Source organism: Arthrobacter sp. BI5, from assembly GCF_056680065.1.
Genome location: NZ_CM155264.1, coordinates 2,660,917 through 2,685,037, shown reverse-complemented (window position 1 = coordinate 2,685,037; position 24,121 = coordinate 2,660,917). Strand labels below are relative to the sequence as shown.

The 24,121-nt window shown below is 67.5% G+C and carries 23 protein-coding genes and 1 tRNA gene; 21 read left to right on the top strand and 3 right to left on the bottom strand.

Features of this window, described 5'->3' with window-relative positions; genetic code table 11:
- The first annotated feature begins 17 nt into the window (after window positions 1-17).
- Entirely contained in the window at window positions 18-983 is a 966-nt protein-coding gene (locus AC1MED_RS12340; protein ID WP_346959148.1) for a GlxA family transcriptional regulator, read from the top strand.
- Window positions 984-988: 5 nt separating this feature from the next.
- Here the strand turns inward: AC1MED_RS12340 and AC1MED_RS12335 are convergent, their stop codons facing one another.
- Entirely contained in the window at window positions 989-1,306 is a 318-nt protein-coding gene (locus AC1MED_RS12335) for a protealysin inhibitor emfourin (RefSeq protein ID WP_346959149.1), read from the bottom strand.
- Window positions 1,307-1,331: 25 nt separating this feature from the next.
- The gene (locus tag AC1MED_RS12330; protein ID WP_479783524.1) at window positions 1,332-2,378 is read right to left on the bottom strand and encodes a M4 family metallopeptidase; all 1,047 of its coding nucleotides are present in this window, start codon (window positions 2,376-2,378) and stop codon (window positions 1,332-1,334) included.
- A gap of 111 nt (window positions 2,379-2,489) precedes the next feature.
- Here AC1MED_RS12330 and AC1MED_RS12325 point away from each other — a divergent pair, with 111 nt between their 5' ends.
- Window positions 2,490-3,467, top strand: coding sequence for a cation diffusion facilitator family transporter (locus AC1MED_RS12325; RefSeq protein WP_479783523.1), 978 nt, complete (start codon window positions 2,490-2,492; stop codon window positions 3,465-3,467).
- Between the two features lie 50 nt (window positions 3,468-3,517).
- On the opposite strand, the gene AC1MED_RS12320 is transcribed toward AC1MED_RS12325, so the two are convergent.
- Window positions 3,518-3,593 (bottom strand) — tRNA-Arg (locus AC1MED_RS12320).
- 171 nt (window positions 3,594-3,764) lie between these two features.
- Between AC1MED_RS12320 and argS the strand changes: the two genes are divergently transcribed.
- The 19 genes from argS (at window position 3,765) to AC1MED_RS12225 (ending at window position 24,109) form a co-directional block, all read left to right on the top strand.
- The gene (gene argS / locus AC1MED_RS12315; protein ID WP_479783522.1) at window positions 3,765-5,429 is read left to right on the top strand and encodes an arginine--tRNA ligase; all 1,665 of its coding nucleotides are present in this window, start codon (window positions 3,765-3,767) and stop codon (window positions 5,427-5,429) included.
- A 5-nt stretch (window positions 5,430-5,434) separates the two neighbouring features.
- Window positions 5,435-6,928 (top strand): diaminopimelate decarboxylase, encoded by a 1,494-nt coding sequence (gene lysA / locus AC1MED_RS12310; protein WP_479783520.1) that lies wholly within the window; start codon window positions 5,435-5,437, stop codon window positions 6,926-6,928.
- On the top strand, window positions 6,929-8,245 hold the full coding sequence (locus AC1MED_RS12305) for a homoserine dehydrogenase (RefSeq protein WP_479783518.1): 1,317 nt from the start codon (window positions 6,929-6,931) through the stop codon (window positions 8,243-8,245).
- Entirely contained in the window at window positions 8,246-9,352 is a 1,107-nt protein-coding gene (gene thrC, locus AC1MED_RS12300) for a threonine synthase (RefSeq protein WP_479780975.1), read from the top strand.
- Between the two features lie 2 nt (window positions 9,353-9,354).
- Entirely contained in the window at window positions 9,355-10,341 is a 987-nt protein-coding gene (gene thrB / locus AC1MED_RS12295; protein ID WP_479783516.1) for a homoserine kinase, read from the top strand.
- A gap of 307 nt (window positions 10,342-10,648) precedes the next feature.
- Window positions 10,649-12,733, top strand: coding sequence for a transcription termination factor Rho (gene rho / locus AC1MED_RS12290; RefSeq protein ID WP_479783514.1), 2,085 nt, complete (start codon window positions 10,649-10,651; stop codon window positions 12,731-12,733).
- 233 nt (window positions 12,734-12,966) lie between these two features.
- Window positions 12,967-14,040, top strand: a complete 1,074-nt coding sequence (prfA, locus tag AC1MED_RS12285) for a peptide chain release factor 1 (RefSeq protein ID WP_346959158.1) — start codon at window positions 12,967-12,969, stop codon at window positions 14,038-14,040.
- Window positions 14,041-14,074: 34 nt separating this feature from the next.
- The gene (gene prmC, locus AC1MED_RS12280; RefSeq protein WP_479783512.1) at window positions 14,075-14,971 is read left to right on the top strand and encodes a peptide chain release factor N(5)-glutamine methyltransferase; all 897 of its coding nucleotides are present in this window, start codon (window positions 14,075-14,077) and stop codon (window positions 14,969-14,971) included.
- On the top strand, window positions 14,968-15,726 hold the full coding sequence (locus AC1MED_RS12275) for an L-threonylcarbamoyladenylate synthase (protein ID WP_479783510.1): 759 nt from the start codon (window positions 14,968-14,970) through the stop codon (window positions 15,724-15,726). The genes prmC and AC1MED_RS12275 overlap by 4 nt, the downstream gene beginning before the upstream one ends.
- 1 nt (window position 15,727) lies before the next feature.
- Entirely contained in the window at window positions 15,728-16,636 is a 909-nt protein-coding gene (locus tag AC1MED_RS12270; protein ID WP_479783509.1) for a glycosyltransferase, read from the top strand.
- A gap of 6 nt (window positions 16,637-16,642) precedes the next feature.
- On the top strand, window positions 16,643-17,617 hold the full coding sequence (locus AC1MED_RS12265) for a glycosyltransferase (RefSeq protein WP_479783508.1): 975 nt from the start codon (window positions 16,643-16,645) through the stop codon (window positions 17,615-17,617).
- 101 nt (window positions 17,618-17,718) lie between these two features.
- Window positions 17,719-19,587: a polysaccharide biosynthesis protein gene (locus AC1MED_RS12260; protein WP_346959163.1), complete on the top strand. Its 1,869-nt coding sequence runs from the start codon at window positions 17,719-17,721 to the stop codon at window positions 19,585-19,587.
- Window positions 19,584-20,609 carry an MraY family glycosyltransferase gene (locus AC1MED_RS12255; RefSeq protein ID WP_479783507.1) on the top strand — a complete coding sequence of 342 codons (1,026 nt, stop codon included), beginning with the start codon at window positions 19,584-19,586 and terminating at the stop codon, window positions 20,607-20,609. Before AC1MED_RS12260 ends, AC1MED_RS12255 begins: the two co-directional genes overlap by 4 nt.
- 80 nt (window positions 20,610-20,689) lie before the next feature.
- The gene (locus tag AC1MED_RS12250) at window positions 20,690-21,175 is read left to right on the top strand and encodes a hypothetical protein (protein ID WP_479783506.1); all 486 of its coding nucleotides are present in this window, start codon (window positions 20,690-20,692) and stop codon (window positions 21,173-21,175) included.
- Window positions 21,168-21,509, top strand: coding sequence for a hypothetical protein (locus AC1MED_RS12245; RefSeq protein ID WP_346959166.1), 342 nt, complete (start codon window positions 21,168-21,170; stop codon window positions 21,507-21,509). Before AC1MED_RS12250 ends, AC1MED_RS12245 begins: the two co-directional genes overlap by 8 nt.
- A gap of 91 nt (window positions 21,510-21,600) precedes the next feature.
- On the top strand, window positions 21,601-22,401 hold the full coding sequence (atpB, locus tag AC1MED_RS12240) for a F0F1 ATP synthase subunit A (protein ID WP_346959167.1): 801 nt from the start codon (window positions 21,601-21,603) through the stop codon (window positions 22,399-22,401).
- A 77-nt stretch (window positions 22,402-22,478) separates the two neighbouring features.
- Window positions 22,479-22,682 carry an ATP synthase F0 subunit C gene (gene atpE, locus AC1MED_RS12235; RefSeq protein WP_009356484.1) on the top strand — a complete coding sequence of 68 codons (204 nt, stop codon included), beginning with the start codon at window positions 22,479-22,481 and terminating at the stop codon, window positions 22,680-22,682.
- A gap of 54 nt (window positions 22,683-22,736) precedes the next feature.
- Window positions 22,737-23,285, top strand: coding sequence for a F0F1 ATP synthase subunit B (locus AC1MED_RS12230; RefSeq protein ID WP_479780964.1), 549 nt, complete (start codon window positions 22,737-22,739; stop codon window positions 23,283-23,285).
- Complete coding sequence (locus AC1MED_RS12225; RefSeq protein ID WP_346959169.1) at window positions 23,285-24,109, top strand: F0F1 ATP synthase subunit delta; 825 nt, start codon at window positions 23,285-23,287, stop codon at window positions 24,107-24,109. Before AC1MED_RS12230 ends, AC1MED_RS12225 begins: the two co-directional genes overlap by 1 nt.
- Window positions 24,110-24,121: the final 12 nt, after the last annotated feature.

The following is a 24,121-nucleotide window of genomic DNA, read 5'->3' as shown; positions in this document are numbered from 1 at the left end:
TCTGCCACACTGAAAGCATGATCAATTCAGTGGCAATGATCGTGGTTCCCAACTTCTCGATCTTCGAGTTCGGGACCGCCTTCGAGGTGTTTGGCGTCGACCGGTCGGACCGCGGCACCGGGGTGCCGGCCTTTGATTTCCGGGTCTGCACGCCGGAACCCGGCGACGTCCCGATGAAGTCCGGGCTGTCGATGCACGTGGGGCTGGGGCTCGACGCCGCGGCCGACGCGGACCTGGTCATCATGACCCCGTTCGGCAACGACGCTGATGTTCCCGAGGCTGTCCTGGAAGCCCTGCGGGCGGCGCACGCGCGGGGAGCCTGGGTGATGTCGATCTGTTCCGGCGCCTTCGCCCTGGCCCGGGCCGGGCTGCTGGACGGCCGCCGCTGCACCACGCACTGGCACTACTCGCAGGAGCTCGCCAGCCGCTATCCGGCCGCGCTCGTCGATGAGAACGTGCTCTACGTTCAGGACGGCCGGATCATCACCAGCGCCGGCACCGCGGCCGGCATTGACGCCAGCCTGCACTTGGTCCGGGTGGAGCTGGGCGCCAACGTGGCAGCAAGCATCGCCCGGGACATGGTGGTTCCGCCGCACCGCGATGGCGGCCAGGCGCAGTACATCGACCGGCCGATGCCGCGGTGCGGCTCGCAGCCGATGGAAGAGCTGCTGCGCTGGATGGTTCGGAACCTGGACGAGGAGCACTCCGTCAACGAGCTGGCCGCCCGCGTGCACATGTCGCCGCGGACGTTTGCACGGCGGTTCCGGGCCGAGACAGGCGCCACCCCTGCGGCCTGGCTGAACTCCCAGCGGGTGCTGCGGGCGCAGGAGCTGCTGGAAACGACCGACCTGAACATCGACGAGATCGCCCGGGAGGCCGGCTTCGGCCACTCGGTGTTGCTGCGGCACCACTTCGCCAAGGTGCTGGACACCAGCCCGCAGTCCTACCGGCGGACCTTCCGCGGGCACCTGGCGGCGGTCTGACCTGACTAACCCGGCTGGTCGGGCGACTCAGCCGCGGCCCGCGTGCAGTCCACCAAAGTCCGCCAGGGGCCGACGAGGTCCCGCTCCGGCAGGGTGGCCCGGCGCTGCCCGGCCCGGATGCGGTAGACGAAGCGGTCCGGCTGGGGGATTTGCGCACCGGCGGCGCCGGCGGCGCTCGCCGCGCCCCGGCCGGGCAGCTCGTCCCAGGGGCAGGCCTCGACCAGGGGCTGCCACTGGTCCCGGTCATCCGCGGTTACCGCCTGCACGCTCCAGACGCGCTCCATCCCGGCGATGCCACCGCTGCGCTGGACGGTTATCTTCATGGGGTGATCCTTAGGCAGGTGCCGTTTACAGCCTCACCTTGACAGTTTCCCACGCCTGCCGCACGGCGTCATGTTCGGCCGATTCGGCTCCGAACAGCTCCTTGGCGGACGCCGCCGTGGCCTTCGCAAACGCGCTGAAGGTCGCGGCGGTGGGCAGCGAGCCCCCGGTCAGCGTGTCGTACCAGATACGCCCGGGGGTGTCCCACGCGTTCCCGCCCAGGGTCGTCGCGACCAAGCAGAAAGCACGGTTGGGGATGCCCGAATTCAGGTGTACCCCGCCGTTATCGGCACTCGTGTGGACGTAGGAGTCCATCGAATCAGGCTGCGGATCCTTGCCCAGCACGTCGTCGTCGTACGCGGTGCCCGGCGCCTTCATGGAGCGCAGCGCCGCTCCCTGCACCTGGTCGGTGAAGAGCCCCTCGCCGATCAGCCAGCTGGCCTCGGCCGCGGACTGCTGCTTCACATACTGCTCCACGAGGACGCCGAAGACGTCGGAGAGCGATTCATTCAGGGCGCCCGCCTGGTTCCGGTAGGCGAGCCCGGCGGTGTACTGGGTGACGCCGTGCGCGAGTTCATGACCGATCACGCTGAGCGAGGCGGTGAAGCGGTTGAAGACCTGGCCGTCGCCGTCGCCGAAGACCATCTGCTTGCCGTCCCAGAAGGCGTTGTCGTAGCGCTGGCCGAAGTGCACTGTGGCGTCCAGGGGCAGTCCGTTGCCGTCAATCGAGTTGCGTCCGAACGCCTCCGCGTAGAGCCGGTGCGTGTGGCCCAGGCCGTCGTACGCCTCATCCGCGGCCGGGTCCCCGGTGACCGGTTCGCCTTCCTTGCGCACCAGCACGCCCGGCAGGTTCTCCGAGGCTTTCGCGTCATACACGGTGCGCTGCGGCGGCCCGGGGGTCAGCTGCCGCAGCCCCGGGGGCGCTGCGGGCACCGGCGCCGCGCGGGAGGCCTGGAAGCTCTTGACGTGCTGCAGGGCTTCCTTCGCGGCCCGGGCTGCCACCAGCAGCCGTGGTTCATGATGCTGCGCTGCCAGCCGGCGCAACAGGTAGGGAGGGATGATGGAGCAGTACATGTGAGACCCCTTTGCTTCTGCCGATGCGAACAGCCTACGAGCGGGGACCGACATTTGGCAGGGGGGATCCGGGGGAGGGCGCCGGTAGCTCCGGTTGGATACGGTAGGCCAATGGCGCAAACCCAGAAGCAAAAGAAACCCGGCTCGACCCTGCTGACGGTCATCATCGCCTTCGTGGCGAACCTACTCGTGGCCGCGGCGAAATCGGTGGCCGCCGTCCTCACCGGGTCGGCCTCCATGACCGCAGAGGCGGCCCACTCCTGGGCGGACACCGGAAACCAGGTGTTCCTCTTCTTCGCGGAACGGCGGTCCGCCCGGCCGCGGGACAAGAGCCACCCCATGGGCTACGGCCGGGAAGCCTACGTCTGGTCGATGTTTGCGGCGTTCGGGCTGTTCACTGCGGGTGCGGTGGTGTCCATCATGCACGGGATCCAGCAGATCATCGCGCCGGAGCCGGCAGCCGACTTCGCGGTGGCCTATGTGGTCCTGGCCGTCGCCTTCGTCTTCGAGGGAATCTCCTTCATCCAGGCGTTCCGGCAGACCCGGAAGGCGGCACACCAGCTGGAACGGCACACCCTGGAGCAGGTCCTGATCAGCTCGGACCCCACCCTGCGGGCCGTCTTTGCGGAGGACGCTGCGGCACTGGTCGGCCTGGTCGTGGCCTTTGCGGGCGTGTTCCTGCACCAGGTCACGGGTTCGCCGCTGCCGGACGCGGTGGGTTCGATCATCGTCGGCGTGCTCCTCGCCGTCGTCGCCGTCGTACTGATCGACCGCAACCGGCGCTTCCTGGTGGGCCAGGGCGTCACCCCGGACATCGAGCAGTCCATGGCACGCCGGGTGCTGGAGCACCGGGATATCGCCCGGCTCACGTACCTGCACCTGGAGTTCGTTGGCCCGCGCCGGCTCTACCTGGTGGCGGCCGTTGATCTGCAGGGCGACCTCCCGGAACACGAGGTGGCGGTGGCCCTGCGCCGGATTGAACGCGAACTCGAGGACCACGAGACGGTGGAGGAGGCCGTGCTGACGCTGTCCACCCCGGACGAAGCCAGCCTGGACTTCAAAGCCGGGCAAAGCCGCGCCGGAGCCTGAGGACCACACGCAAAAACCCCGCCGTTTCGCTGAAACGGCGGGGTTTTTGTTGGTGCCCTCGATAGGATTCGAACCTACGACCTTCTGCTCCGGAGGCAGACGCTCTATCCCCTGAGCTACGAGGGCAATCAGGGTTCCTGCCGTGACCGGCGGGACGTCCTAGAGCTTAGCAGGAAGGTGGGCTCCAAAGGAAAATCGCCGCCCCGGGGGCCGCGGCGGACCTTCCCGGCGGGCCCTGGTGACAAGATGACGGCACGGAAATTCCGCGGGACTGCGGGCCCCCGGTAGGCTGGAACTGTGACCCCAGAAGAACTCTCCCTCGCCATATCCGCCTGCCTGAAGGACGCCGTCGCCGCCGGTGACATTGCCCTGGACGCCGCCGACATTCCGGAGGCGGTGCGCGTGGAGCGTCCCAAGAACAGGGACCACGGCGACTGGGCCACCAACATCGCGCTCCAGCTGGCCAAGCCCGCCGGCACCAGCCCGCGCCAGCTCGCCGGCCTGCTGAGCGACCGGCTGGCGTCGATCGCGGGCGTCTCCGCCGTGGACATCGCCGGACCCGGCTTCCTGAACATCACCGTTGACGCCGCCGCCGCCGGGGCCCTCGCCAAGGCAATCGTCGAGGCCGGCACCGCCTACGGCACCAACACGGCGCTCGCGGGCCGCACGGTCAACATGGAATTCGTCTCGGCCAACCCCACCGGACCGCTGCACATCGGCCACACCCGCTGGGCCGCCCTGGGCGACTCGATCGCCCGTGTCCTGCGGGCCTCCGGCGCGGACGTCACCGCGGAGTACTACATCAACGACGCCGGCTCGCAGATGGACGTCTTCGCCCACTCGGTGCTGTCCCGGCTTCACGGCCGCGGCGTGCCGGAGGGCGGCTACCCAGGCGAATACATCGCCGACCTCGGCCATGAGGTCCTGACCCAGCACCCCGGGATCCGCGAACTCACCGACGTCGCCGCGCTGCCGGTGATTCGCGGCGCCGCCTACAAGGCGCAGCTGCACGACATCAAGCAGACCCTTGCCGAGTTCGGCGTCGAATTCGATGTCTTTTTCTCCGAGCAGGAACTGCACGACGCCGGCGCCATCGCCGACGCCGTTGCCCGGCTCCGGGAACAAGGCCACGTCTACGACGACGGTGGCGCGGTCTGGCTGCGCACCACCGACTTCGGCGACGACAAGGACCGCGTGATGATCCGCGCCAACGGCGAGCCGACGTACTTCGCCGCCGACGCGGCGTACTACCTGTCCAAGAAGGACCGCGGCTTCACCGAGAAGATCTACCTGCTTGGCGCCGACCACCACGGCTACATCAACCGGCTCAAGGCGATCGCGGCCGCGGCCGGCGACGATCCCGAGGTCAACATCGAGGTGCTGATCGGCCAGCTGGTCTCCGTCAACGGCGCCAAGCTCTCCAAACGAGCCGGCAACATCATCGAGCTCAAGGACCTGATCTCCTGGCTGGGCAAGGACGCCGTCCGGTACTCCCTGGCGCGCTTCCCGGCCGACTCGCCGCTGACCCTGGACCCGGAACTGCTCAAGAAGCACAGCAACGAGAACCCGGTCTTCTACGTCCAGTACGCGCACGCCCGCTCCCGCGGCGCCGCGCGCAACGCCGTCGCCGCCGGTGTGGAGCGCCGGGTGGACGGCCACGACGCTTTCGACGCCGCGCTGCTGGACCATGCGACGGAAAACGAGCTGCTCTCGCACCTGGGCAGCTACCCCTCGATCGTGGCCAAGGCCGCCGAGCTGCGCGAGCCGCACCGCGTCGCCCGCCACCTCGAAGTCATTGCCGGGGCCTACCACCGCTGGTACGACGCCTGCCGCGTCGCGCCGCTGGGCGAGGAAGCCATCACGGACCTGAACCGCACCCGGCTGTGGCTCAACGATGCCACCAGCCAGGTGCTCGCCAACGGACTTCAACTGCTGGGCGTTTCGGCGCCGGAACGGATGTGAACGCCATGACCGCGAACCCGAACAACAGCACGGCGGCCTCGCCGCTGGCGCCGGACTGGCTGGCCGTCCCGGAGGACCTCAACGCCCTGCACGAACCCATGTGGGCCGCCGGGGTCGCGCGCACCGGCGGAGGTGAACTGGCCATTGACGGCGTCACCGTCAGCGAACTGCAGCGGCAGTTCGGCACGCCGCTGTTCGTGATGAGCGAGACTGACTTCCGGGCCCGCGCCCGGGCGTTCCAGGACGCTTTCAATGAGGCCTTCGCGGACATCTGCGGGGGAGTGGACGTCTACTACGCCGGCAAGTCGTTCCTGTGCACCGCCGTCGTCCGCTGGGTCGAGGAGGAGGGGCTGCGGCTGGACACTGCCTCCGGCGGGGAGCTCGCCGTCGCGGCCCGCGCCGGCATTCCCGGAGCCGCCGTTGCCCTGCATGGCAACAACAAGTCCGACGCCGAGATCCACCGCGCCCTGGACATGAAGCTGGGCCGGATCGTGGTCGACAGCCTCGACGAGCTGGAGCGGGTCGCCGCGATCGCCGGGAACCGCGGCGAAACGGCGAAGGTCATGCTGCGGCTGACCCCGGGCGTGCACGCGCACACCCACGAATTCATCGCCACCGCGCACGAAGACCAGAAGTTCGGGCTCTCGATGGCCGGCGACTCGACCGAGCAGGCCGGCCTGTCCGCCGCCGAGGAGGCTGTGGCAGCGGCCGCCGGCCATGACAGCATCGAGCTGCTGGGCCTGCACTGCCACATCGGCTCGCAGATCTTCGAGCCTGACGGCTTCGCCCTCGCCGCGGAAAAGCTGCTCGACTTCCTCGCCGCGATGCAGTCCAAGTACTCGATCGTGCTGCCCGAGCTGGACCTGGGCGGCGGCTACGGCATTGCCTACACCCCGGTGGACACCCCGCGGCCGCCGGCCGAGATCGCCCAGGCGATGGCCGCCGTCGTCCGCGCCAAGGTGGCCGAACTCGGCATCACCGCGCCGCGGATCTCGATCGAGCCGGGCCGCGCGATCGTGGGTACCAGCACCTTCACGCTCTATGAGGTGGGCACCCTCAAGACCGTCCGGGTGGACGCACCGGCTGCGGCCGGAAGCGGAGAAACCGGCGCATCGGCCGCCGAAAACGTTACGTACCCCCGCCGCTATGTGTCGGTGGACGGCGGCATGAGCGACAACGCCCGCCCGGTGCTGTACGACGCGGATTATTCGGCGATTCTCGCCTCCCGCAGCTCCGACGCGGCCCCGCAGCTGTCCCGAGTGGTGGGCAAACATTGCGAGAGCGGCGACATAGTTGTTAGAGATGTATATCTGCCCGAGGACGTGGCAGCCGGTGATCTGCTCGCTGTACCGGGGACCGGCGCCTACTGCTGGGCCCTGTCAAGCAACTACAACTATCTGGCCCGGCCGGGCGTTGTCGCGGTACGCGATGGATCAGTCCGGCTCATTGTCCGCGGCGAAACTGAACAAGACCTGCTGAACCGCGACATGGGAGTCTGAATGACGGAATTGCGAACCTTGAAAGTGGCCCTGCTGGGCTGTGGCAACGTCGGGGCCCAGGTTGCGCGGATTCTCATTGACGACGCCGAGACCCTGGCGTCCCGCACCGGGGCCCGCCTCGAACTGAGCGGCATCGCCGTGCGCAACCCGGACGCCCGTCGCGACGTCGAGCTGCCCGGCGAACTCTTCACCACCGACGCCGAGGCCCTGGTCAAGGACGCGGACCTGGTGATCGAGCTGATGGGCGGGATCGAGCCGGCGCGCAGCCTGATCCTCACCGCGATCCGGCACGGCGCGTCGGTCGTAACCGGCAACAAGGCACTGCTCGCCCAGGATGGTCCCACCCTCTACGAGGAGGCGGACAAGGCCGGTGTGCAGCTGTCCTACGAGGCCGCCGTCGCCGGGGCCATCCCGATCCTGCGCCCCATCCGGGACAGTCTTTCCGGCGACCGGATCACCCGGGTGCTGGGCATCGTCAACGGCACCACCAACTTCATCCTGGACCAGATGGACGCCACGGGTGCGCAGTTCGCCGACGCCCTCGCCGAGGCCCAGCGGCTGGGCTACGCCGAGGCGGACCCCACTGCCGACGTCGAAGGCCACGACGCCGCGGCCAAGGCCGCGATCCTCGCCTCGCTGTCCTTCCACACCCGGTTCGCCCTTGAGGACGTCTACTGCGAGGGCATCACCTCCGTCACGGCCGCGGACATCGCGGCGGCGAAGGACGCCGGCTTTGTGATCAAGCTGCTGGCGATCGCCGAAAAGCTCACCGATCCCGAGGGCAAGGAGGGTGTGTCCGTCCGCGTCCACCCGACCCTGCTGCCGCGCGAGCACCCCCTGGCCGCGGTGCACGGCGCGTTCAACGCCGTCTTCATCGAGGCCGAGAACGCCGGCGAGCTGATGTTCTACGGACAGGGCGCCGGCGGCACCCCGACGGCCTCCGCCGTGCTGGGCGACCTGGTCTCGGCCGCCCGCCGGATCGTCCTGGGCGGCCCGGGACGCACCGAAACCACCACCGGGCACGTCCCGGCGCTGCCCATCGACGCGGCCATCACCAGCTACTACATCGGCCTCGACGTCGCGGACCAGCCCGGCGTCCTGGCCCGGATCGCGCAGCTCTTCGCCGAGCACGGCGTCTCCATCGAAATCATGCGGCAGACCATCCACCGCGACTCCGCCTCCAAGTCGGAGTCGGCGGAGCTGCGGATCGTTACCCACCGTGCGAGCGAAGCCGCACTGGCAGCAACCGTCCAGGCCGTCAAGGGACTGGACGTCATCAATTCCGTCACATCCGTACTGCGGGTAGAAGGGGTCTAAGTGGCTCACCAATGGCGCGGAGTCATCCGCGAATACGCCGAACGCCTGCCGGTCACCGAGGCCACCAAGGTCATCACCCTGGGCGAGGGCGGCACCCCGCTCGTGCACGCGCAGAAGCTCTCCGAGCTCACCGGCTGCACCGTCTACCTCAAGGTCGAGGGCATGAACCCGACCGGATCCTTCAAGGACCGCGGCATGACCATGGCCATGACGGCGGCGGTCGCCTCCGGTGCCAAGGCCGTGGTGTGTGCCTCCACCGGCAACACCTCCGCCTCCGCGGCGGCCTACGCGACGTCGGCCGGGCTGCAGTGCGCCGTGCTGGTGCCCGAGGGCAAGATTTCGATGGGCAAGCTCAGCCAGGCGATCGCGCACGGGGCCACCCTGCTGCAGGTGGACGGCAACTTCGACGACTGCCTCGACATTGCCCGCAAGCTGGGGGAGTCGTACCCGGTCTTCCTCGTCAACTCGGTCAACCCGGCCCGGATCGAGGGCCAGAAGACCGGCGCGTTCGAGGTTGTCGACGCGCTCGGGGACGCCCCGGACATCCACGTCCTCCCGGTCGGCAACGCCGGCAATATCAGTGCCTACTGGAAGGGCTACAAGGAGTACGCGGCGCCCTACGAATCCGCCACCGCCGGGAACCTTCCCGCCGTCGCCACGAAGACGCCGGTGATGTGGGGCTTCCAGGCCGCCGGCGCCGCCCCGTTCGTCGCGGGCCACCCCATCACCGAGCCGGACACCATCGCCACCGCCATCCGGATCGGCAACCCGGCATCCTGGGACACCGCCGTCGCCGCCCGCGACGAATCCGGCGGTGTCATCGAGGCCGTCACCGACGAGGAAATCCTCTCCGCGCACCGTTGGCTTTCGGCCCGGGAAGGCGTGTTCGTCGAACCCGGCTCCGCCGCGGGCGTCGCCGGCCTGATCAAGAAGCACGCCGCGGGCGAGGTACCCACCGGCAAGACCATCGTCATCACGGTCACCGGCCACGGCCTCAAGGACCCGCAGTGGGCGCTGCGCACCGAGGACGGCAGCGACGTGCAGCCGGTCAAGGTCGCCAACGACGTCGTCACGGTCGCTGCCGAACTGGGACTGGAAGAAAAATAGCCGTGGAAACCACCCTCACCGTCCCGGCCGAGTCACCCGCCGACACCCCGGCGGTTCCGGCCGGGCAAGTCGTCACCGTCCGGGTCCCGGCCACCAGCGCCAACCTGGGCCCCGGCTACGACAGCCTGGGGCTGGCCCTCTCGCTGCACGACACGCTGACGGTGGAAACGCTGGAGACCGGTGAGCTTGAGTTCGAGCTCAGCGGTGAGGGTGCGGACACACTGCCCCGCGACGCGAGCCACCTGGTGGCCAAGGCCCTCACCGAGGCGCTGCACCTGCTGGGCTTCCGGCACGAGGGACTGCGGATCACCGCGGACAACGTCAACCCGCACGGCCGCGGCCTCGGGTCATCGGCGGCCGCCGTGGTAGCCGCCGCCAGTGCCGCAAACGCCCTGGTCCCGGCGGAATCCCGCCGCGGCAAGGACTGGATCCTGCAGTTCACCAGCCGGCTGGAGGGCCACCCGGACAACGTCGCACCCGCCATTTTCGGCGGACTGGCGCTTTCCTGGCAGGACAGTGACCAGTACAGCAGCACCTGCGCGGGCGTCGACGCCGGCATTGTCCCGGTTGTGGCGGTGCCGGACTTCGAGCTCTCCACCGAGGCCGCCCGGGCGCTGCTTCCGGCCTCCGTGGGGCACCACGCCGCCGCCATGAACTCCGGCCGGGCCGCCCTGCTGATCCACGCGCTGACGCAAAAGCCCGAATTCCTGCTGCCCGGCACCGAGGACTACCTGCACCAGAGCTACCGGGCGCAGGCCATGCGGCCCAGCGCGGAACTGATCGCCGCGCTCCGCGGCGCCGGCCATGCCGCCGTCGTGTCCGGCGCCGGACCCACGGTATTGGTCCTGGCGGCCGGCGACAAGGAGGCGTCCGACGTCGTCGACTTCATCGACGCGTTCACCAGGGACAACACGCCGGACGTGGCCTGGCGTGTGATGAAGCTGGCTGTGGACACTGAGGGTGCTAAAGTGGAAGTGCACCGGCGGTAATCACGCAAGCTTTTTATAAGACCGCGATGTTGGCCAAGTTGCCCTCTCTCATCTTTCAGCGCAATATTTTCCGGTGCCACCTGCTTTCGGTCTGACGCAGGAAGCTGCAGAATTCCTCTGTACCCCTGAAGTGTCAGCCGGCCGTTCCTCAATTCCGGGGCGTGTCTTGGTGTAGCAGTATCCGGCCCTGCTGGCCGAAATCCAACCGGCAAGGCCGAAATCCCGGCTGCAGATCTGAACTGCAGCCCAGATCAAATCACCGCGTCCAGCTCCTAGCCTGGACGCCGTCGAGGGGGAAGGATCCTTCGTGACCGAAACCACTGAGCTGTCTTCAGCTGTGGAAACATCATCTTCTGTTGCCGCATCGGCAGCACCCGCCAAGAGCAGCGGCCTCGCCGGCCTCAAGCTCGCCCAGCTCCAGGCCCTGGCCAGCCAGCTGGGAATCTCCGGGGGATCCCGGATGCGTAAGGGCGATCTGGTATCCGCCATTTCCGCCCACCGCGCCGGCACCCCGGTCAGCAAGGCACCCGAGCGCGCCGCCGAAAAGGCGAGCGACAACGGCACCGTCGCCCAGGCACCGGCCGCTGCACCCGCAGCCGCCGCCTCCGAGACTCCGGCCCAGGAAAACCCGCGGGCCCGGACCAGGGGCCGCAGCCGCCGTGCAGGCAGCGATGGCATCATCACCGCTCCCGCCGCCGAGGCTCCCGCAGCGGCACCGGTGGAGGCACAGTCCGCCCCCGCCGAAGCAGCTCCGGCCGAGTCCGCAGAGGGCAGCGACCGCACCCGCCAGCCGCGGACCCGCAACCGCCGCCGCGGCGAAGCCGCCGCGCAGGCCACCGGCCAGGGCGAAGCCAAGCCGGCCGCCGCCGTGGAAGCCCCGGCCGAGCAGGCCGCCGGCGAACAGCGCCAGGAACGCCAGTCCGAACAGGGCAGCGAGGACGGCCAGCGCCGCGAAAACACCCGCGGCCGCGGCAACCGTGAGGACAACCGTGACAACACGTCCGGTAACCGCGACAACGCCCGCGACAACCGCGACAACAGCCGCGACAACGACGATTCCGAGGGCGGCAGCCGCCGCAACCGGCGCAACCGCCGTGACCGCAACGACCGCTCCGGCGGCCAGGACCGCGACAACTCGCGCAACGACCGCTTCCGCGACCGCAACGAACGCCGCCGCGGCCGCTCGCAGGGACCCGACGTCGACGACGTCGAGGTCACCGAGGACGATGTCCTGCTGCCCGTCGCCGGCATCCTGGACGTGCTGGAGAACTACGCGTTCATCCGCACTTCCGGCTACCTGCCGGGCCCGAACGACGTTTACGTTTCCCTCGCCCAGGTCAAGAAGTACAACCTGCGCAAGGGCGACGCCGTCGTCGGCGCCATCCGCGCCCCGCGTGAAGGCGAGGACCGCAGCAACCAGCAGTCCGCCCGCCAGAAGTTCAACGCCCTGGTCCGCGTCACCTCCGTCAACGGCAAGACGCCCGAGGAGCTCAAGGACCGCGTCGAGTTCGCGAAGCTCGTCCCGCTGTACCCCTCCGAGCGCCTGCGCCTCGAGACGGACCCGAAGAAGATCGGCCCCCGCGTCATCGACCTGGTTGCTCCGATCGGCAAGGGCCAGCGCGGCTTGATCGTCTCGCCGCCGAAGGCCGGCAAGACGCTCATCCTGCAGTCCATCGCGAACGCCATCACCACCAACAATCCTGAGGTCCACCTCATGATGGTGCTCGTTGACGAACGTCCCGAAGAAGTCACCGACATGCAGCGCACGGTCAAGGGCGAGGTCATTGCCTCCACCTTCGACCGTCCGGCCGATGACCACACCACCGTGGCCGAACTCTCCATCGAGCGGGCCAAGCGCCTCGTGGAAATGGGCATGGACGTTGTGGTCCTGCTGGACTCGATGACCCGCCTGGGCCGTGCCTACAACCTGGCAGCACCGGCTTCCGGCCGCATCCTGTCCGGTGGCGTCGACTCCGCCGCGCTGTACCCGCCGAAGCGCTTCTTCGGCGCAGCGCGCAACATCGAAAACGGCGGCTCGCTCACCATCCTGGCAACCGCGCTCGTGGAGACCGGTTCCAAGATGGACGAGGTCATCTTCGAAGAGTTCAAGGGCACCGGCAACATGGAACTGCGCCTGTCCCGCCAGCTCGCGGACAAGCGCATCTTCCCGGCCGTGGACGTCAACGCGTCCGGAACCCGCCGCGAGGAGAACCTGCTCTCCCCGGAGGAAGTCAAGATCATGTGGAAGCTGCGCCGTGTCCTCTCCGGACTCGAAACGCAGCAGAGCCTTGAGCTGCTGACCAACAAGATCCGGGAGACCCAGAGCAACGTCGAGTTCCTCATGCAGGTGCAGAAGACGACGCTTGGTGCGAAGTCCGATAACGACAAATAGCTGCAATAACCGCTAGATTCTGGCGGTCCCGCGCGCTAACGCCGCACGGATTTTCCGCCCCCGCCCCTCCGCCGGGTGGCGTTCGATCTACGATCGCACGCCACCCGGCTCCGGCAGGCCCGAAGCCACTCCCGGGGCGGAAAAATCCGTGCGGCTTCGTCGTTAAGTCGCCAGCCGCGGTCCAGTTTTGTTGTCGTAACTAGACTTGGTTCCAAGTCGAAAGAGGTTTTGAAATGTTTGAGTCCGTACAGGGGCTGTTGGATGAGCATGCTGCTATCCAGGCCCAGCTTGGGGATCCTGCTGTTTATGCTGACCAGAGGCTCGCCCGGAAGCTGGGGCGGCGTTCGGCGCAGTTGAACGGCATTGTGGAGGCTTACCACCGCTGGGAGGGCATCCGCGATGACCTGGCGGCCGCGAAGGAAATGGCCGGCGAGGATCCGGAGTTTGCTGCGGAGGTGCCCGAGCTTGAGGCTGCCCTGGACACGGCGGCGGCCAAGCTGCGCCGGCTGCTCATCCCGCGCGATCCGGACGATGCGCGCAACGTGATCCTCGAGGTCAAGGGCGGCGAAGGTGGCGACGAGGCCGCCCTGTTCGCCGGCGACCTGCTGCGGATGTACACCCGCTACGCGGAATCCCGTGGCTGGAAGACCGAGCTGATCTCGGCCACCGAATCGGACCTGGGCGGCTACAAGGACGTCCAGATGGCCGTCAAGGGCAACTCCAACGACCCGGCCGAGGGCGTCTATGCCCGGCTCAAGTTCGAAGGCGGCGTGCACCGCGTGCAGCGCGTTCCGGTCACCGAGTCGCAGGGCCGCATCCACACCTCGGCCGCCGGCGTGCTGGTCCTCCCCGAAGTCGACGAGCCCGAGGAACTGGAAATCAACCAGAACGACCTCAAGATCGACGTCTACCGGTCCTCCGGGCCCGGCGGCCAGTCGGTCAACACCACCGACTCCGCAGTGCGCATCACGCACCTTCCCACCGGCATTGTGGTGGCGATGCAGAACGAGAAGTCCCAGCTGCAAAACCGCGAGGCCGGCATGCGTGTGCTGCGTGCCCGCATCCTGGCCCACCAGCAGGAGCAGATTGACGCCGAGAACTCGGCCCAGCGCAAGTCCCAGATCCGCACCATGGACCGCTCCGAGCGCATCCGCACCTACAACTACCCGGAAAACCGGATCGCGGACCACCGCACCGGCTACAAGGCGTACAACCTGGACCAGGTCATGAACGGCGACCTGGAACCGGTGATCCAGTCCGCCATTGAGATGGACGAGCAGGCCCGCCTCGACGCCATCGGCGACTAGTACGGACGCCGCGCGCTGATGACACCTGACCGTGATGACTCCTGAGCCTGCGCTGAGCCTCGCCGACGCCGTCCGCGAGGCCACAGCCGTGCTGGCTGCCGCCGGCGTGCCCAGCCCTAAAGTCGACGCCGAGCTGCTCGCCGGCCACTTGCTCGGGGTCGGCCCGGGCCGGCTCCGCGCCCTGGCGCTGGGGGACACGCCCGCGCCGGCCGGCTACGCCGAGCTCGTCGCCGAGCGCGCACAGCGGACCCCGCTGCAGCACATCACCGGTGTGGCGCACTTCCGCTACCTGGAACTGGCCGTCGGCCCCGGCGTGTTTATCCCGCGCCCGGAGACCGAGTCCGTGGTGCAGCTGGTGATCGACTGGCTCAAGGACAGGGCACCGTCGGCGCGGCCCAAAATCGTGGACCTGGGCACCGGTTCGGGGGCGATTGCCGGCTCGATCGCGCACGAGGTTCCGAACGCCGAGGTACACGCCGTGGAATTCAGCGACTTCGCGCACGCCTGGGCGGCCAAAAACCTGCTGCCCCTCGGCGTCCACCTGGTCCGCGGCGACCTGCGCGACGCGCTGCCCGAGCACAACGGCAGTTTCGACGTCGTCGTGTCCAACCCGCCCTACATTCCCGCCGAGGCGGTCCCCAACGAGCCCGAGGTGGCGCTGCACGATCCGCCGGAGGCACTCTATGGCGGGGGAGCGGACGGCATGGAACTGCCGACGGCGGCAGCGGCCTCCGCGGCCCGGCTGCTGGTGCCGGGCGGCTACTTCGTGATGGAACACGCCGAGGTGCAGGCCGGCTGGATCGCCGCGATGCTGGAGCGCTCCGGCCTCTGGTCGCAGGTGGCGACGCACCTGGACCTCAACGGCCGCGAACGCGCCACCAGCGCCGTCCGCAAACCCGACGCCCGCAGTGATGAAAGGATAGGCCAGTGACGACTAGCTACGATTGCGCAGACGCGGAGCAGCGCGCCGCAGGACTTGAACACGCCCAGCGGGCCATCCGGGAGCAAAAGTGTGTGGTCATGCCGACCGACACTGTCTACGGGATCGCCGCCGACGCGTTCTCGCCGCAGGCCGTAACGCTGCTGCTCGCCGCCAAGGGACGCAGCCGGCAGATGCCGCCGCCGGTGCTGATCGCCAGGCTGAATGCCCTGGACGGTCTCGCTACCGACGTCCCCGCCGAGGCCCGCCGCCTGGCCGAGGCGTTCTGGCCCGGGGGACTCACCCTGATCCTGCACGCGCAGCCCTCGCTCGACTGGGACCTTGGTGAGACCAAGGGCACCGTCGCCCTGCGCCTGCCGGACGATGAAGTGGCCCAGGACCTGCTCACCCTGACCGGCCCGCTGGCGGTCTCCTCCGCGAACCGTACCGGCCAGCCCGCCGCGCAGAGCGCCGCCGACGCCGAAGCGCAGCTGGCGGAGTCCGTGGAGGTTTACCTCGAAGGCGGCCGCCGGCCGGTCGACGGAGACGGAGCCGAGCCGTCCACGATTATCGACGCCACGGCCCTGCCGCTGCGTGTGGTCCGCCAGGGAGCCATCAGCCTTGAACGCCTGCGTGAAGTAGTGCCGGACGTGCTTGGAGCCGGCGAAGAGCCGGCCGCCCCCGCCGCCGCGGCGACCCCTGCCGCCGGGGCTATCCCCGACGGCAGCGGCCCCGCCACCGCCGCCGACGAGTCCCCGGAGAACTGACATGCAGCCCAAAGTCGCCGTCGCGGCAGTAACGTTTGACCGCCATGAGGAACTTGCCCTCCTCCTGAAGGGGCTGGCGGCCCAGACGGCCCCCATCCATTCGATTGCCCTGGTGGACTCCGGCACGGTTCCCGCCACCGACGTTGTCCGCGCCGGGGGAACGAACATCAACTACCTGCGCTCCGAGGCCAACCTCGGCGGCGCCGGCGGGTTCGCCTACGCGATCCTGGCCGCCATGGCCAGCGGCGCCGAGTGGATCTGGATGATGGACGACGACGGCCACCCCGAGGACGCCAGCTGCCTCGCCGAGCTGCTCAAAACGGCGGAGGAACACCAGCTGGACATTGTCAGCCCGCTCGTGGCCGCCACGGCCGACCCCAACCGGCTCTCCTTCAACTTCAGGATCAACGGGTTGCTGACCAACGACCGCTCCAGGCTCGCCCCGATGGGCTACCTGCCGGACATGGTGCACTTCTTCAACGGCGCCCTGATCCGCACCGAGGTCTTCTACAAGATCGGCATTCCGGATGTGAAGTTCTTCATCCGCGGCGACGAAGTCGACTTCCTCTCGCGCGTCAAGAAGGCCGGGCTGAAGTACGGGACCCTGGCCACCGTGGCCGTGCAGCACCCCGCCACCTGGACCGAGATGAAACCGGTCTTCGGCGGCTTCATCACCCCGGTCATCCCGGAGGGGGAGTTCAAGCGCTACTGCTACTTCCGCAACCGGGGCTACCTGACCCGCAAGTACCGGAACCTGCGCTGGTTCGGGGCAGACATCGTCGGCTTCCCGTACTACTTCCTCAAGTCCGGGGACGTCAAAGGCCTGGCCCGCTGGTTCAGCGCCTATTCCACCGGCTTCCGCGGCAAGGGCTTCGGCTCGCCCGCGCGACTGATGTCCACCAACACCTAGGCCGCCGTGGAGAACCTGTTCGCCGTCGTCGTCACCTACAACCGTGCCGATTTCCTGCAGAACCTGCTGGATTCCTTCGACCGCCTCAGCACCCGACCGGCGCGGATCCTGGTGGTGGACAACGCGAGTACCGACCACACCGCCGACGTCGTCGCCCGGGCCAGTGCCGCCGGCGGCACGCCCATCCAGTACGAGCGGCTGAGCGTCAACGCCGGCGGTGCCGGGGGTTTCTCCCGCGGCGTCGAGCTGGCGCTGGAATCCGGTGCCGAGTGGCTCTGGCTGATGGACGACGACGTCGAGGTGCTCCCCGGGGCGGTGGAAGCGCTGGGCAGGTTTACCCCGGAGTATTCCTGCCTGATCGGCCGCCGCTACGACGCCAAGGGCAAACCCTTCTTCTGGCAGCACCACTTCGTCGAGGCGCTGGGCATCTTCCTGCCGGTCTCGCGGGACGTGTTCCGGCATTCGGACGTCTTCCGCACCAATGTGGGAAATTTTGAAGGCATGCTGATCAAGGCATCCCTGGCCCGGACCATCGGGCTGCCGGACCCGCGCTTCTTCATCACGTGGGACGACCTGATCTACGGCTGGCTCGCCGCGCAGCAGACCCCGGTGGTCTATGTGAATGCCTTCGTCATCAAGAAGGTGCGCGTGCAGCGGCAGGTGGACCTGGGGTTGCGCCACCTCAACGATTCCAGTGACCTCAGCCGTCGCTACGTGATGCGCAACCGCGGGCACGTTGCGCAGTACCTGAGGGCGCACGGCAAGTTCAACAGGTTCGGGTTCGGGGCCGGAACGGCCCTGACGTACCTGAAGGAACTGGTCCGCCTGGTGGTGGTGGAACGAACCCTGAAGGGGATTGGCCTGCTCTGGCAGGGATGGCGGGAATCGCGCGCCATCCTCGCGGATACCGGCTGGAAACCCATGCCGCCGTTGCCGTCTCCGGCGGACGGGTACCCCGGCAGCGGAAGCGAAAGAGATTAGTATCGTTTTAGGCTCTGCCGCTGTCCGACAGTTGTGTGGCGGGGAAATTTTTGAAACAGGCGCATGGCCGCCGTGGTAGTGGAAGTCGGTTGCAATCTCTGTTGACTACGAAATCTGAAGCGAGCGAACCCGCCGCAGTACGGGACGAGAAGCCCGCCCTCTGGATTTGGATCCAGCTGTTCCTGGACTCCATGTCCTGGATCGTGGCAATCGCCCTGGCCCTGCTGCTGCGCTACGAGATGGGGATCCGCGCCGAACAGTTCCTGGGTGCTTTCTTCATTGCCGCCGTCGCCGTCATAGCCCAAATCCTGGCCGGCTACGCCCTGGCCCTGTACCGGGGCCGGTATCCCTTCGGCAGCTTCCAGGAGGCGAGGGCCCTCGTCTTTGTCACCGTGATCGTGGCCGCCTCCATCACCGTAACGCTGCTGGTGGTGTACGGAGCCATCAACATCGGCCGCAGCGTGGGCCTGATCGCCTTCCCGTTCGCCTGCCTCTTTATGGGCGCCGCCCGCTACGCCAAGCGGCTCTACGTCGAGGGCAAGACCCGGCCCGGCGACGGTGCACAGAACACCCTGATCTACGGCGCGGGGTTCCTGGGCAACTCGCTCCTGACCCGGATGCTGCAGGACCCCGATTCCCCGTACTTCCCGGTCGGCCTGATCGACGACGACCCCGCCAAGAAGCATCTCCGGCTTTCCGGCGTCCAGGTCCAGGGGCGCAGCGACGACCTCCCCGCGATCATCCGCCGGACCCGCGCCACGGTCCTGGTTCTGGCCTTTGCCAACGTCGAGGCCTCTGTGGTCCGGCGCATCTCGGACGCCGTGGCGGGCCTGAACATCCGGGTGCTTGTGCTGCCCCCGCTGCGGGACATGCTCGGCGGCGGCGCGCCCGAGGGATTCTCAGACTTCCGTGAGGTGGCGGTCGAAGACCTGATCGGCCGCCGGCCAGTGGACATCAAGGTCGACGAAATCGCGGGATACATCAAGGGCAAAAGGGTGCTGGTGACCGGGGCCGGTGGCTCCATCGGCTCGGAACTGTGCCGCCAGATCGTTCAGTTCTCCCCGGCCGAACTGATCATGCTCGACCACGACGAGACTGGGCTGCAGCAGACCCAGATCTCCATCACCGGCCGCGGGCTGCTGGCCGGCCGCGACACCGTGCTGGCCAACATCCGCGACGGCGAGGCCCTGCTGGACATCTTCGAGGACCGGCGGCCCGAAGTAGTTTTCCACGCCGCCGCACTCAAGCATGCGCCGTTGCTCCAGCAATACCCCGTCGAGGCGTGGAAGACCAATGTCTGTGGCACCCTGAACGTGCTGCGCGCCGCCCAGCGGGCCGGCGTCTCGCACTTTGTGAACATCTCCACCGACAAGGCCGCGAACCCCACCACCGCCCTGGGCCATTCCAAACGGGTCGCGGAGAAGCTGACCGCGTGGATGGCCGGCCAGACCGCCAGCACGTTTGTGTCCGTCCGCTTCGGCAACGTGATGGGCAGCCGCGGTTCAATGCTGCCCCTGTTCACCGAGCAGATCCGGGTCGGCGGCCCGGTCACGGTCACCGATCCCGAAGTCACGCGGTTCTTCATGACGATTCCGGAAGCCTGCCAGCTGGTGATCCAGGCCGGCGCGATCGGCTCGGGCGGCGACGTGATGATCCTCGACATGGGCGAGCCGGTGAAGATCCTGGACGTCGCCCAGCGGATGATCGCCATGTCCGGCAAGAAGGTCGACATCATCTACACCGGCCTGCGGCCGGGGGAGAAGCTGCACGAGGAACTGGTCGGCACCGGCGAACTGGACCAGCGCCCGCTGCATCCGAAAATTTCGCACACCCGTGCGTCCGAGCAGGACCCGGCGAAGCTGGACCTCAATGTCTGGCTGGCCCGCTGCGAGGCCGAGCAGGGCGCAAACATCGCCGACATCCCCGACGACGAAGCCGACGAGGCCGGGGCTGTGCGGGTGGCCTCGTGATCCCGTTGGCCGTCGTGGCCGCGACGACCCTGCTGGCCAGCCTGCTGCTGCCGTTCGCGGTGAAGCCGTGGCTGGTCCGGCTGGGCGTCGTCGACATTCCCTCCGCGCGTTCTTCCCATCACCAGGCCACCATCCGCGGCATGGGCATGGCTGCCGCCCTCGCCACCGCGATCGGGTACCTCACCGCGGTGCTCGTGGGCCTCGTCACGGTGGACCGCTCGGTCTTCGCCGTTGTGTTGGCCATCATCGCCACGAGTGCCGCGGTGGGATGGATCGAGGATCTCCGCGGCCTGTCCATCCGGGGACGCGCGGCCGCCCAGCTGGGGATCGGGGCAGCCGGCTCCGCCGCGCTGATCGTGCTGACGTCGCAGGCGCTCTGGTGGCTGCCGCTGGCGGCCGTGGCCATCGCGGCCTACGTCAACATCGCCAACTTCATGGACGGCATCAACGGGATTTCCGGCCTGCACGGTGTCACCGCCGGCGCTGCCTACGCGGTGGCCGGCCTGCTGGGGGGACAACCCTGGCTGACCGCCGGGGGCACGGTGCTGGCGATGGCCTTCCTCGGATTCCTGCCCTGGAACCTGGGCCGCGGCTCGGTCTTCCTGGGCGACGTCGGCAGTTACCTGCTGGGCGCCTCGATCGCGGCCCTCGCCGTGGCCGGCTTCCTCAGCGGCGTCTACGTAGAGTACGTCCTCTCGCCGATCCTGGTGTACGCCGCGGATACCGGATACACCCTGCTGCGCCGGATCAAGGCGGGGGAGCGCTGGTACGCGTCGCACCGCGAGCACGTCTACCAGCGGCTTACCGACGTCGGCTTCTCGCACCTGCAATCGGCCGCCGTCGTCACGGCCTGCACCATCGCCGTGATTGTGCTGGGCTTCACCGCGGCAACCGCCGCGCTGCCCGTCGTCGCCCTCTGCGTGGCCGCCAGCCTGCTGGTTCTGGTGCTGTACCTGGCTTCCCCGGACCTGATCCGCCGCTTCCGCCGCCGATCGAAGGTCACCCGCCTCCCGGTGGCCTAGGGATGTTCTATCTCGTGTAGAATTCAGGGGCGGCATATCGCCGCGTTCCTGCCCCCACCACCTGCGACGATTGGGATCCCATGACCTCCAACGCCGATTCCGGACGCACGTCCGGCAGCGGTTCCGTTGGCGGCTCCGGCCCCACCACCTCGCTCTGGTTGAAGCTGCTCGCCCTCAGTGCGGCGGCCGCGGGCACCGCCCTGCTGCTGGCCGGAGTCGCCGCGCTGTTCCTTGACGGACTCGAAGCGGCCCTGTCGGCCCTCTTCGGCGGCGTACTGGTGATGGTCTTCTTCGCCATCAGCCTGCTGGTCGGCCACTTCGGCGGCCGCAACCATTCCTCCGGGGCGATCGGGCTTTTCGTTGCCACCTACTTCATCAAAGTCGTGGGCTTCGCCGTGGTGCTGTTTGCCATTGGCGCGCCCGCCTGGCTGTCCGGCCGCTGGTTCCTGATCGGCGCCGTCGTCACGGTGGTCCTCTGGCAGGCGGCCGAGATCTATGGCTTCGGCAAGGCACGGCTGCAGATCTACAACGACCCCGAAATCCCGGAAGGCGGAACCGATGCGTAACCGCAAAAACAAGCGCAGCCACCTTCCCGCCAACACGCTACGGACCCCCAAAACAACCGACGGCGCTCCCGGTGTATCAAGCGACGGCGCCGACGGCGGATACAACGCCGGGATCGCCGTCTTCAGCTACATTGTTGGCGGAATCATCGTCTGGAGTTTGATAGGGTGGGGTCTGGATAATCTGTGGGGAACCCGCTGGATTGTGCTCGCAGGCGCCCTGCTTGGAGCTGCGGGCGGGTTCTATCTTTCTCATATGCATGGCCTCACCAGTTCGCGCACATCAACCGGTGAAGACAATCCTGCAGGTGGCCCGTCCCAGGACGAGGAACAGTAATGCCAAATAATTTCACAGGGGGAAAGGCCGACGTAATTGTCGCCGGTCCCCGACCGACGCCCAATGATGGACACTGCAGAGAGGAAACGCGTTGATCGCGCTTGCGCTCCCGGCCCAAGATTCAGGAACTTTCACGCCGCCTGGAATCGAAGAAATGCACCTGCCGGCTATCCTGCCCTGGGGTGCGGCCGAAGGATTCTCCAAGCAGATGCTGCTGGTGATCCTCTCGGTCGTCATTATCGCCACGTTCTTTGTGCTGGCTGCGCGTAAGCAGCAGCTCGTTCCCGGCAAGCTGCAGTTCGCGGGTGAAGCCGCCTACGGCTTCGTCCGCAACGGCATCGCCAAGGACATCATCGGCGGCAAAGACTTCATGAAGTACGTCCCGCTGCTGTTCAGCCTCTTCTTCTTCATCCTGGTGAACAACATCTACGGCGCCATCCCCGTGATCCAGCTGCCGAGCTTCTCGCACGTCGGCGGAGCCTATGTGCTCGCCGGCATCGTCTACGTCACCTGGATCGCGATCGGCATCAAGAAGAACGGCCTGCGCTACTTCAAGCTGGCCACCGTTCCGAGCGGCGTCCCGGTCTACATCCTTCCGATCGTTATCCCGATCGAGATCATCTCCAACTTCCTGGTCCGCCCGGTCACGCACAGCCTCCGTCTGTTCGCCACCATGCTGGCCGGCCACCTGATCGTGATGATTGCCGGCTCCGGCATCGAGTACCTGGTCATGCAGGAGAACGTGCTCCTGAAGGGCACCTCGGTCCTGGTCCTGGTCGGCGCGATCGCCATGTACATGCTGGAAGCGCTGATCATGGCGCTGCAGGCTTACGTCTTTACCCTGCTGACTGCCATCTACATCGAAGGCGCTCTGCACGCGGACAGCCACTAGGCTCCCAAATCTTCCCCTCGCGGGGATGAAGCAAACCAAACAACCTGCCACATAGATGGCATCTTGAAAGGAAAAAAATGGAAGGCAATCTCAACCTCGTAGGTTACGGTCTGTCCGCAATCGGCGGTGGTATCGGTGTTGGTCTCGTGTTCGCCGCTTACATCAACGGCGTGGCACGTCAGCCGGAAGCCCAGCGCGTCCTGCAGCCGATCGCATTCCTTGGCCTCGCGCTGACTGAAGCCCTCGCCATCCTGGGCCTGGTCTTCGCTTTCGTTCTCTAGTCTGAACTTCAGAACAAGCGAACATCCAGAACCTAGTAGATAAGGACGGGAATTATGAAGCAGCTGATTGTCTCAGCCGCCACAGAGGGCGCTAACCCCCTGGTCCCCAACATCTGGGAAATGCTCGTTGTCATCATCAGCTTTGCTGTCCTCATGGGCATCGTGATCAAGCTTGTGGTCCCGATGTTCGAGAAGACCTTCGCAGAGCGAGCCGAGGCCATCGAAGGCGGCATTGCCAAGGCCGAGCAGGCCCAGGCAGAGGCGTCCGCCGCCCTCGAAGAGTACAAGCAGCAGCTCACCGATGCCCGCACCGAGGCCAACCGCATTCGCGAGGAAGCCCGCGCCGAAGGCGCACAGATCCTTGCGGATCTGAAGGAGAAGGCAGCCGTAGAGTCTGCCCGCATCACCGCCCAGGCGCACGCGCAGATCGAGTCCGAGCGCCAGGCGGCCGTCGTGTCGCTCCGCTCGGAGGTTGGCACGCTGGCAACCACGCTGGCGAGCCGCATTGTTGGTGAGTCGCTCACTGACGACGCGCGTTCGGCCCGTGTGGTTGACCGTTTCCTGGCAGATCTGGAGAACCAGAACGCAGGTGCAGCTAAGTAATGGCAGGTGTATCGAGCGAATCGCTGACGGCGGCCTTGGTCGCGTTGGAAGCCAAGCTTCCCAACGCCTCGCTGCAGTTGGCAAAGGAACTCTTCGGAATCCTGGGAACGGTGGACAGCTCGGCTGGCTTGCGCCGTGCCCTGACCGACCCGTCCCGCAGCGGTGACGAAAAGTCGGCGCTGGTCAAGCAGCTCTTCGGCGGGAAAGTTTCCGCCGACGCTGCGGAGATCGCGGGCGGGCTGGCCAGCTCGCGCTGGGCGTCGGCCCGGGACATCGGCGATGCACTCGAGACTCTTGCCGCTTCGGTGGTAATTGCCGTTGCTGAAAACAAGTCGGCCGTCTCTGCCTCGGGAATCACCGGACTGGAAGAGCTGGAGAACGATCTGTTCTCCTTCAACCATGCCGTGGACTCCAGCCACGAGGTACAGCGTGCTCTGTCCGAGCCGCAAGCGAGCCCGGCGGCCAAGATTGCCCTCGCCGAAAAGCTCGTTCCCGGCGCAAGCGAGGAAGCGAAAGTCCTTATCGGACAGGCAGTTTCGCAGCCCCGCGGGCTCAAGGCCACCAAGCTCGTCAGCCGTTTTGCCGAGCTTGCAGCCAAGCGCCAGCAGCGCTGGATCGCTACGGTCAGCGTCACCCGTCCGTTGACGGCGGCGCAGGCTGACCGTCTGCAGGCGGGCCTGAACGCCCTCTACGGCCGCGAGCTGAAGATCAACATGAACGTTGACCCGGCACTGATCGGCGGTATCCGGATCCAGATCGGCGACGAAGTGGTTGACGCTTCGGTCCTCGCCCGTCTGGGCCAGCTCCAGCGTCAGCTTGCTTAGTTAGCCGGACAA

Excerpts from the sequence above, each read along its gene's own strand:
- AC1MED_RS12340 (WP_346959148.1), top strand. The coding sequence starts at position 18 with ATGATCAATTCAGTGGCAATGATCGTGGTTCCCAACTTCTCGATCTTC.
- AC1MED_RS12335 (WP_346959149.1), bottom strand. The coding sequence starts at position 1,306 with ATGAAGATAACCGTCCAGCGCAGCGGTGGCATCGCCGGGATGGAGCGC.
- AC1MED_RS12330 (WP_479783524.1), bottom strand. The coding sequence starts at position 2,378 with ATGTACTGCTCCATCATCCCTCCCTACCTGTTGCGCCGGCTGGCAGCG.
- AC1MED_RS12325 (WP_479783523.1), top strand. The coding sequence starts at position 2,490 with ATGGCGCAAACCCAGAAGCAAAAGAAACCCGGCTCGACCCTGCTGACG.
- lysA (WP_479783520.1), top strand. The coding sequence starts at position 5,435 with ATGACCGCGAACCCGAACAACAGCACGGCGGCCTCGCCGCTGGCGCCG.
- AC1MED_RS12305 (WP_479783518.1), top strand. The coding sequence starts at position 6,929 with ATGACGGAATTGCGAACCTTGAAAGTGGCCCTGCTGGGCTGTGGCAAC.
- prfA (WP_346959158.1), top strand. The coding sequence starts at position 12,967 with ATGTTTGAGTCCGTACAGGGGCTGTTGGATGAGCATGCTGCTATCCAG.
- prmC (WP_479783512.1), top strand. The coding sequence starts at position 14,075 with ATGACTCCTGAGCCTGCGCTGAGCCTCGCCGACGCCGTCCGCGAGGCC.
- AC1MED_RS12270 (WP_479783509.1), top strand. The coding sequence starts at position 15,728 with ATGCAGCCCAAAGTCGCCGTCGCGGCAGTAACGTTTGACCGCCATGAG.
- AC1MED_RS12250 (WP_479783506.1), top strand. The coding sequence starts at position 20,690 with ATGACCTCCAACGCCGATTCCGGACGCACGTCCGGCAGCGGTTCCGTT.
- AC1MED_RS12245 (WP_346959166.1), top strand. The coding sequence starts at position 21,168 with ATGCGTAACCGCAAAAACAAGCGCAGCCACCTTCCCGCCAACACGCTA.
- atpE (WP_009356484.1), top strand. The coding sequence starts at position 22,479 with ATGGAAGGCAATCTCAACCTCGTAGGTTACGGTCTGTCCGCAATCGGC.
- AC1MED_RS12230 (WP_479780964.1), top strand. The coding sequence starts at position 22,737 with ATGAAGCAGCTGATTGTCTCAGCCGCCACAGAGGGCGCTAACCCCCTG.
- AC1MED_RS12225 (WP_346959169.1), top strand. The coding sequence starts at position 23,285 with ATGGCAGGTGTATCGAGCGAATCGCTGACGGCGGCCTTGGTCGCGTTG.